At 72.3% G+C, this 9,379-nt stretch carries 6 protein-coding genes; all 6 read left to right on the forward strand.

Annotated features, from left to right (window positions below):
• Window positions 1-109 precede the first annotated feature (109 nt).
• The 6 genes from BGM09_RS15785 to BGM09_RS15810 all read left to right on the forward strand — a co-directional run bounded on the left by BGM09_RS15785 (window position 110) and on the right by BGM09_RS15810 (window position 9,313).
• Window positions 110-4,969, forward strand: a complete 4,860-nt coding sequence (locus BGM09_RS15785) for a type I polyketide synthase (RefSeq protein WP_188282223.1) — start codon at window positions 110-112, stop codon at window positions 4,967-4,969.
• Between the two features lie 103 nt (window positions 4,970-5,072).
• Complete coding sequence (locus BGM09_RS15790) at window positions 5,073-5,924, forward strand: 3-hydroxyacyl-CoA dehydrogenase family protein (protein WP_188282224.1); 852 nt, start codon at window positions 5,073-5,075, stop codon at window positions 5,922-5,924.
• Window positions 5,925-5,929: 5 nt separating this feature from the next.
• Entirely contained in the window at window positions 5,930-6,190 is a 261-nt protein-coding gene (locus BGM09_RS15795; RefSeq protein WP_188282225.1) for an acyl carrier protein, read from the forward strand.
• 11 nt (window positions 6,191-6,201) lie between these two features.
• On the forward strand, window positions 6,202-7,368 hold the full coding sequence (locus BGM09_RS15800; protein ID WP_188282226.1) for an acyl-CoA dehydrogenase family protein: 1,167 nt from the start codon (window positions 6,202-6,204) through the stop codon (window positions 7,366-7,368).
• Window positions 7,365-8,474, forward strand: coding sequence for an HAD-IIIC family phosphatase (locus BGM09_RS15805; RefSeq protein WP_317452719.1), 1,110 nt, complete (start codon window positions 7,365-7,367; stop codon window positions 8,472-8,474). Before BGM09_RS15800 ends, BGM09_RS15805 begins: the two co-directional genes overlap by 4 nt.
• A complete protein-coding gene (locus tag BGM09_RS15810; protein WP_223187058.1) occupies window positions 8,471-9,313 on the forward strand; it encodes a thioesterase II family protein in 843 nt (280 codons plus the stop codon). The genes BGM09_RS15805 and BGM09_RS15810 overlap by 4 nt, the downstream gene beginning before the upstream one ends.
• Window positions 9,314-9,379: the final 66 nt, after the last annotated feature.

A 9,379-nucleotide genomic window follows, 5' to 3' on the forward strand; every position in this document is an offset into this window, starting at 1 on the left:
TCCTGGCGGCCTGATTCCGGGGCCTTCCGGAGCGCCTTCCGGGGCCGGGGCCGCGCCCCGGCCCGCCCCCGCGCCCGTGCCCGTCGCCGCTCCGGCGCCGCGTCCGGTCGTGGCCGCGACCCCGGCCGTCACCGCGGTCAGCCAGACCACCCAGAACGCCCAGAACACGGAGCACACCGAGCACACCGAACCGGAGAGCACCGAACTGGACCGGCGGATCGCCATCGTCGGCATGGCGGGCCGCTTCCCCGGCGCGGGCGACGTCGCCGGCTTCTGGCGGAATCTGTGCGAGGGCGTGGAGTCGATCCGCTTCTTCACCCCTGAGGAGCTGATCGAGGCAGGCGTCGACCCGGACATGGTCCAGGACCCGGAGTACGTGCCCGCGCGCGCCGTGCTGGACGACATCAGCGGCTTCGACGCCGGATTCTTCGGAATGAGCCCGCGGATGGCGGCGCTCACCGACCCGCAGCAGCGGCTCTTCCTGGAGGTCTGCTGGGAGGGTCTGGAGCACGCGGGGTACGCCAACGAGGCGTACCGCGACCGGATCGGCGTCTTCGGCGGCTCCAACCTCTCCACGTATCTGTTCGGGATGACCTCGCAGCTCGCCGCGGGCGACATCAGCCCGTACGAGATCATCATGAGCAACGACAAGGACGCGCTGACCACGTCCGTGTCCTACCTGTTCGACCTGCGCGGACCGAGCGTCGCGGTGCAGACCTTCTGCTCGACGTCGCTGGTCGGTGTGCACCTGGCGGTGCAGAGCCTGCGCGGCGGCGAGTGCGAGATGGCGCTGGCGGGCGGTGTGTCCATAGCCGTGCCGGACCGGGTCGGCCACCGCCGCCAGCAGGGCGGCATGGAGTCGCACGACGGGCATGTGCGGACCTTCGACGCGCAGGCCAGCGGTTCGATGTTCGGCGACGGCGCGACCGTCGTGGTCCTCAAGCGGCTCTCGGACGCGCTGCGCGACGGCGACACCGTGCACGCGGTCATCCGCGGCTCGGCCATCAACAACGACGGTGCCCTGAAGGTCGGTTACACCGCGCCCAGCGTCGCCGGGCAGGCCCGGGTGGTGCAGGACGCGATGGCCGACGCACGGGTGCGGCCGGAGGACTTCGGCTACGTCGAGGCGCACGGCACGGCCACCCCGATCGGCGACCCGATCGAAGTCACCGCGCTGAGCCGGGCGTTCGGCACGGCGGGCGGCCCCGGCAGCATCCCGATCGGCGCGGTGAAGACCAACATCGGTCACCTCAACCACGCTTCGGGCACCGCGGGCCTGATCAAGACGGTCCTCACCGTACGCGAGCGGATGGTCCCCGCGACCTTGCACTTCACCGCCCCCAACCCGCAGATCGACTTCGCCGACAGCCCCTTCTACGTCAACACCCGGCTGACCGAGTGGCCGGCGCAGGACGGCAGGCCGCGGATCGCCGGACTCAACTCGCTGGGCATGGGAGGCACCAACGTGCACGTCGTCGTGGAAGAGCCGCCGGCCCGCAGGGCCGGCCCCGACACCCCGCAGGGCGGCAGGCGGCACCACTTCCTGCCGGTCTCGGCCCGTACCTCGGACGCCGCCGACCAGGCCGTGAGCAACCTCGGCGAGCACCTGGCCGCGACCTCGGGGGCGAGCGTCGCCGATGTCGCCTACACCCTCCAGGTCGGCCGCAAGACCTTCGAGCACCGCCGCGCCACGGTGGTCTCCAGCGGCGAGCAGGCCGTGGCCGCGCTGGCCGGTACGGACGAGGACGCGCCGCTGTCGGCGCGGGTGGAGACCGCGCACGGCCGCCCGGTGGCCTTCCTCTTCGCCGGGGTCGGCGAGCAGTATCCGGGTCTGGTCGGCGACCTCTACCGGCACGAGCCGGTCTTCCGCGCCGAACTCGACCACTGCCTCGGCCTGTTGGCCGCGCACCTGCCGGACACCGACCTGACGGGGCTGCTGACCGGGGACCGTCCCGGCGGCGGCATGGACCTGGCGGCGCTGCTGGGCCGGGCGACCGGCGCGGGCGACGACCGGGAGGCGGAGCTGGAGCGCACCGAGATCGTCCAGCCGCTGCTGTTCGCGGTGGACTACGCGCTGGCCTCGACGCTGATGGTATGGGGCGTGCAGCCGTCGCTGATGCTCGGCTACAGCCTCGGCGAGTACGTCGCGGCCTGCCTGGCCGGGGTGCTGTCGCTGGAGGACGCGCTGGCCCTGGTGGTGCACCGGGCCCGGCTGATCTCCGGGGTGCGGACGGGTTCCATGGCCGCTGTGCCGCTCGGGCCCGACGACCTGCGCGACCGCTACGGACTGGAGGCGCGCGGCCTGGACATCGCCGCGGTCAACGGCCCGCAGACCGTCGTGGTCGCCGGTCCCACCGACGCGCTGGCCGGCCTCGCCGCCGACCTGGAGCGCGACGGCGTCCCCAGCCGGGGCCTGCGCACCACGCACGCCTTCCACTCCCGGATGCTCGCCCCGCTCGCGGACGAGCTGACCTCGTGGGTCGCGGAGAACATCCGGCTCAACCCGCCGCGGCTGCCGTACCTGTCGAACGTCACCGGCGGTGTCGCCGACGCCAGGCTGGTGCGGGACCCCGCCTACTGGGCGGAGCACATGTGCCGTCCCGTGCAGTTCGCGGCGGCCGTCGAGACGCTGCTGGCCGATCCCGAGCTGGCGATGGTGGAGATCGGTCCCGGACAGTCGCTGGGCACGATGGTGCGCGGCGCGGGCTGCGCCCCGCAGCGCTGGGCGACGATCACCGCGACGCTGCCCGCGCAGAGCGATCCGCGTCCGGCCGACCGGGTCCTGACCGAGGCCCTGTCGCGGCTGTGGCTGACCGGTGTCGACCTGGACTGGGCGGCCTACCACGGCCGCGCCGAGCGCACCGCCGAGCTGCACCGGGGCTTCGCGCCCGGCAGGGTGCCGCTGCCCACGTACCCCTTCCAGCGGCAGCGCTACTGGATCGAGCAGACCCCGCTGATCGGCGCCAAGCCGGCCGCGCCCGCGGCTGCGACGGCGCCGGGCACGCCGGGTGTGCCCGCCAGCTTCGAGGACATCGACCGGGTGCCGAAGCTGCCGGAGGAGCAGTGGGTCTGGCAGCCGGTGTGGCGGCAGACCGCTTCCCCGGCGACGGCGGGCGCGCAGCCCGCGAGCTGGCTGGTCTACGCCGACGGGTCGGAAGCCGACGGTGTGCTGGACGAGTTGGTGCGCGCGGCGGCGGCCGACGGCGCGACCGTGACCGCGGTCCGTCCCGGCGGCGGCTGGAGCGCCGACCCGGCGACCGGCTACACCGTACGTCCTGGCCACTCGGGCGACGCCCAGGCGGCCCTGCGCGACCTGCGCAAGCGCGGGCTCGCGCTGGAACGGGTGGTCCATCTGTGGACGCTCGCGGAGCGGCCCGACGACGAGTCGATCGCGTTCGGTCTGCACACCCTGGTGGCACTGGCCCGCGCGGCCGGTGAACTGGGCTCGGGCGACTGGCAGTTGGACATGGTCACCGCGGGCGCCCACCAGGTGCTCGACGGCTCGGAGGTCCGTCCCGACGCCGCCACGCTCATCGGCCCGACGCTCGTGGTGCCGCTGGAGTACCCCAACGTGACCACCCGGCTGCTCGACGTCGAGCCGGACACCCCGGCCCTGGCCGTCGCCGCGGAACTGCGCCGACCGCGTACCGACGCGGCCGTCGCCCTGCGCGGCAGCAGGCGCTGGGTGTGCGGTTACGACATGCTCCCGGCGGTGGACGACGAGAGCGCCGCGGCGGTGCTGCGCGAGCGCGGGGTCTATCTGATCACCGGCGGTCTGGGCGGCATCGGGCTGGGCATGGCGGAACACCTCGCACGGCAGGTCGGTGCCCGGCTGGTGCTCTTCGGCCGCCGCGGGCTGCCGCCGCGTGAGCGGTGGGAGGGCATCGCCGCGGGCGCCGAGGCGGCCGACGAGGCGCTGCGGGCCAGGGTGAGCCGTGTGCTGGGCATTGTGGAGCTCGGCGCGGAGGTCGAGATCGTCACGGGTGACGTGGCGAGCGCGCCCGACGTCCGGCGCGCCATCGACCTGGCGCAGGAGCGTTTCGGCGCCCTGCACGGCATCCTGCACACCGCCGGCGTGCCGGGAACGGGTCTGATCCAGTTCAAGCAGTCCGACGACTCCGAGCTCGTTCTCGCGCCCAAAGTCGCCGGCGTACAGGCCCTGGACAAAGCACTGCGAATCGGCCACGCTGATGAGACCGCGCTGGACTTCCTGGTGCTGTTCTCCTCGATCACCGCGGCCACCGGCGGCGGACCGGGCCAGGTCGACTACTGCGCGGGCAACGCCTACCTCGACGGCTACGCGGCACGGCAGGCGGCCACCGGCCGCCGGGTCCTGTCGGTCGACTGGGGCGAGTGGACCTGGAACGCCTGGGACTCCGGCCTGTCGGGCTACGACGAGGGCTTGCAGACCTTCTTCCGCTCGCACCGGGAAGCCTTCGGCATCACCTTCGCGGAGGGCTGGCGCTCGCTGCTGCGGGCCCTGGCCTCCGGCGAGTCGCGGGTCGTGGTCTCCACGCAGGACCTGCCGACGATGGTGAGCTACAGCACCGGCTTCACCGTCGAGGCCGTCATGGCCCCGGCGGGCGGTGGCTCCGGCTCCGCCGACCGGCACCCGCGGCCCGAACTCCTCACCCCCTTCCGGGAGCCCTCGGGCCCCGTCGAGGAGCGGCTGGCCGAGGTCTGGGGCGACATGCTCAAGCTCGAACGGGTCGGCGCCCGCGACAACTTCTTCGAACTCGGCGGCAACTCGCTGCTCGGCATCGCCCTGCTCGCGGCCCTGCGCCGGGCCTTCCAGGACGCCGAGCTCCCCCCGCACATCCTCTACGAGGCCCCGACCGTCGAGGCCCTCGCCAAGGTCGTGGACGGACCCGCCGCGGACGCGGCGCCCGTCCCGGAGCCCGACGGCCAGGAGCAGGCGCGACTGCGCAGGTCCGGCCTGAAGACCGCCGCCCGGCGGCGCAGGAGCTGATCCCGCGTCAGCGGCACTCCGCACCACGCGACACCCCACGTCCCAGGCGTGGTTCAGCACACCCACAACAGTCAGCACCACCCACCAAGGAATCGGAGAGATCATGACCGTCGTAGGAGTTGTCGGTGCCGGGGTCATGGGCATCGGAGTCGCGCACAATCTGGCCCAGTCCGGTTACGAGACCGTCCTCGTCGACATCGACGAGCGGATCCTCGACGACGCCAAGGCGGCCATCAGCCGCAACTGCCGGCTCAGCCGCCTGATGGGCGGCCCGGCCCTGGACCCCGACGAGATCCTGGCCCGGATCACCACCGCGGTCGGCGTCGAGGCGCTCGCCAAGGCCGACTTCGTGATCGAGAACGTCACCGAGAACTGGGACATCAAGCGCGAGGTGCACGCCGAGCTGGACCGCGTGCTCTCCCCCGAGGCGGTCGTGATCGTCAACACCTCCGCGATCCCGATCACCCGCGTCGCCGCGGTCGGCACGCACCCGGAGCGGGTCGTCGGGGTGCACTTCATGAACCCGGTGCCGGCCAAGCCGGTCGTGGAGCTGATCCCCGGCTTCCACACCGCGCAGGAGACCGTCGAGGTCACCCGGCAGCTCCTCAGCGGCATGGGCAAGAAGGCGGTGGACGTCAAGGACGCCTCCGGCTTCGTCTCCAACCGGGTGCTCATGCTCACCGTCAACGAGGCCGCCTTCCTCGTCCACGAGGGCGTCGCCACCGCGGAGTCGGTGGACGAGGTGTTCCGCGGGTGCTTCGGGCACCCGATGGGTCCGCTGGAGACCGCCGACCTGATCGGCGTCGACACGATCCTCTACAGCGTCGAGGTGCTCTACGAGCACTACGCCGACAGCAAGTACCGGCCCTGCCCGCTGCTCAAGCAGATGACCGACGCCGGACTGCACGGCCGGAAGACCGGCCGTGGCTTCTACACCTACGACAACAAGGGATGACGACCATGTCCGAGAACACCACCGCCCAGACCAGCATCCTCTCCTTCATCGAGGCCCGCTTCCCGCAGGCCAGCATCGCCACCGACCAGGACATCTTCTCGCTCGGCTACATCAACTCGCTCTTCGCGATGGAGCTGGTGATGTTCATCGAGAAGACCTTCGGCCTCACCATCCCCAACGACGAACTGCGCATCGACAACTTCCGCACCGTCGAGGCCATGGCGGACCTCGTCGCCCGCCGGAGCGTCCCCGTCTCCGTCGACTGAGGAGCCAGACCATGACGACCTTGACCACGGCGCCGCCCCTCGCGGCGGCGCCGGCGGGGGCCCGGATCACCCGGGACTCGGCACGCGCGTTCGTCGACACCCACATCATGCCGGTGGCCGACGTGTACGACCGGCGGGGCGCGGTCCCCGAGGAGTTGCAGGAGCGGATCGGCGAGGCGGGCCTGTGGGCCCCCTTCTACCCGGCCGCGCTGGGCGGCCAGGACCTTGACCTGGTGACGCTCGGTCAGGTGCACGAGGAGGTGGGCCGGGGATGTTCCTCGGTCAGGTCCCTGCTCACCGTGCACACCATGCTGTCGTGGGCGCTGCTCCGCTGGGGCAGCCCCGCCCAGATCGAGCAGTGGGCGCCGTCGCTGGCCACCGGCGCGGTGCGCGGCGCCTTCTGCCTGTCGGAGCCCGCCGGTGGCGGCAGCGACACCGCGGGCATCCGTACCACCGCCGTCCAGGAGAACGGCGGGTGGCGGCTCAACGGCCGCAAGAAGTGGATCACCGGCGGCCAACGGGCGGACCTGTTCCTGGTGTTCGCCCGCACCGAGTCCAGCGTGATCGCCCTGCTCGTACCGCGCCGGTCACCCGGCGTGCGGGTGATACCGGTGGAGGACGTGCTCGGCACCCGGGCCTCGCTCATCGCCGAGCTGGAGTTCGACGATGTGCGGCTGGACTCCGACGCACTGCTGGGGCCCAGTTCCTTCGCCTCCGGCATGGTGCTCAGCGGAACCCTCGACCTGGGCCGGTTCTCGGTCGCCTCCGGTTCCGTCGGGATCGTCCAGGCGTGCCTGGAGGCGTCGGCGTACTACACCGCGCAGCGCACGGTCGGCGGCAGCAAGCTCCGTGAACTCCAGCTCATCCGGGCGAAGTTGTCGGACATGGTCACCGATGTGCGGGCGGCCAGGCTGCTGTGCCACCAGGCCGGTGTGCTCAAGGACGCCGGGGACCCGGCGACCATCATGGCCACCTGGGTGGCGAAGTACTTCGCGTCCACCGCGGCGGCCCGGCACTCCACGGAGGCCGTACAGATCCACGGCGCCAACGGAATGAGCGCCGACTTCCCGGTCGCACGGCTGTACCGGGACGCGAAGGTCATGGAAATCATCGAGGGCAGCAACGAGATCCAGCGGATCACGATCGCTGACGAGGCATACCGGGAGTGGGCACTGTGAGCACGCTGACGCAACCGCCGGCCACCGCGCCGGCCACCGGCCCGGCGTCGCCGCCGGACGGTCCGTACCGCAAGCCCGCGCAGGGCAAGATCAAGTGCGTGGTGTGGGACCTGGACAACACGCTGTGGGACGGGGTGCTGCTGGAGGACGGCGAGGTCACCCTGCGCCCCGGCGTGGTGGAGCACATCCGCAGGCTGGACGCGCTGGGCGTCCTGCACTCCGTGGCGAGCAAGAACGACCACGACACGGCCATGGCGAAGCTGCGCGAACTGGGCCTGGAGGACCTGTTCCTGTACCCGCGGATCGGCTGGAACGCCAAGTCGGAGTCGGTCCGGCAGATCTCCGCCAAGCTCAATCTGGGGCTCGACGCGTTCGCGTTCGTCGACGACCAGGAGTTCGAGCTGGCCGAGATGGAGTTCTCCGTCCCCGAGGTCACCCGGGTCAACGCGCTCGACATCGACACCGAGCTGAACCGGATCGAGTTCCGGCCGCGGTTCGTCTCCGACGAGTCGGCGCAGCGCCGGGCGATGTACCACAGCCAGCTCGCGCGGGACGAGATCGAGAGCGACTTCGTCGGCACCAACGAGGAGTTCCTGGCCAGCCTGGGCATGACGTTCACCATCGCCCCGGCGGCCCGCGAGGACCTCCAGCGCGCCGAGGAACTGACCATCCGCACCAACCAGCTCAACTCGACCGGCCGCACGTACTCCTACGACGAGCTGGACGCGCTGCGCGAGTCGCCCGACCACCTGCTGCTGGTGGCCACCCTGACCGACCGGTTCGGCTCGTACGGCAAGATCGGCCTGGCGCTGGTGGAGACCGGCGATCCGGACTGGCAGCTCCACATGATGCTGATGTCGTGCCGGGTGATGTCCCGCGGGGTCGGCTCGGTGCTGCTCAGCCACATCATGGAGCGGGCGCGGGAGGCCGGCGCCGGCCTGCGCGCGGACTTCGTGGAGACCGGCCGCAACCGGATGATGCAGATCACCTACGCCTTCAGCGGCTTCCGCGAGGTGGCCAGGGAGGGCGACCGGCTGGTGCTCGGGGCCGACCTGGAGCAGATCCAGCCGCTGCCCGGCTATGTCGAGGTCGAGGTGACGCGATGACGACCGTGCTGGAGGCGGCGCCCGCCGCCTCGTGGCTGCCCTTCGCGGAGCAGCCCGGCTGCGCCGGCGTGCGGCTGTACTGCCTGCCGCACGCCGGGGGTTCGGCCTCGGCGTACCGTTCCTGGTTCGGCAGGCTGGGCCCGGTGTCGGTGCGCCCGGTCCAGCCGCCCGGCCGGGAGACCCGGCTGCGCGACACCCCGTACGACCGGATGGACCGGCTGGTGCCGGACCTCGCGGACGCCGTGCTGGCCGACACCTCCCCGGAGGGGGAGACGCGGCCGTACGCGGTGTACGGGCACAGCCTGGGGGCGCTGGTCGGCTTCGAGCTGGTACGGGAGATCAGGCGCCGCGGCGGGCCCGTGCCGGTGCACCTGTTCGTCTCCGGGTGCGCGGCGCCCGGCTCGCCCGACGACGGCGACCCGCCGGTGGCGGGGATGACGCAGGACGAGGTCGTGGCGCTGCTGCGGCGGATCGGCGGCACCCCGGAGTGGATGCTGACCGACCCGACGGTGCTGCGGATGATCCTGCCGCCGTTCCGCGCGGACTTCGGGGTCAGGGACTCCTACGAGTACCGGCCGCAGGCTCCGCTGAGCGTGCCGATCACGGCGCTCGCGGCCACCGACGACCCGCGCGCGGGCATCGACGACGTGGCGGGGTGGCGCGACCAGACCACCAGGCGTTTCACCGCGCACACCCTGACCGGCGGGCACTTCGCGGTGCTGGAGCAGGCCGCGGTCACCCACCGGTACATCGACCGTGCGCTGCGCGGCACCTGGGGCCCGCAGCTTCCGGGCCTCGCGCCCGTCCACCCTCAGGAGGCATCCGTTGTTCACCACTGAACCCGCGCGCCTGCCGGCGCGGCCGGGCGGGCCGCGCCGGGAGGCCGGGGACCGGCCGCCGGGGAC

Origin of the sequence: Streptomyces sp. CBMA29, from assembly GCF_014596445.1 — a bacterium.
In the GTDB taxonomy this organism is placed as follows: domain Bacteria; phylum Actinomycetota; class Actinomycetes; order Streptomycetales; family Streptomycetaceae; genus Actinacidiphila.

Excerpts from the sequence above, each read along its gene's own strand:
- BGM09_RS15790 (WP_188282224.1), top strand. The coding sequence starts at position 5,073 with ATGACCGTCGTAGGAGTTGTCGGTGCCGGGGTCATGGGCATCGGAGTC.
- BGM09_RS15795 (WP_188282225.1), top strand. The coding sequence starts at position 5,930 with ATGTCCGAGAACACCACCGCCCAGACCAGCATCCTCTCCTTCATCGAG.
- BGM09_RS15800 (WP_188282226.1), top strand. The coding sequence starts at position 6,202 with ATGACGACCTTGACCACGGCGCCGCCCCTCGCGGCGGCGCCGGCGGGG.
- BGM09_RS15810 (WP_223187058.1), top strand. The coding sequence starts at position 8,471 with ATGACGACCGTGCTGGAGGCGGCGCCCGCCGCCTCGTGGCTGCCCTTC.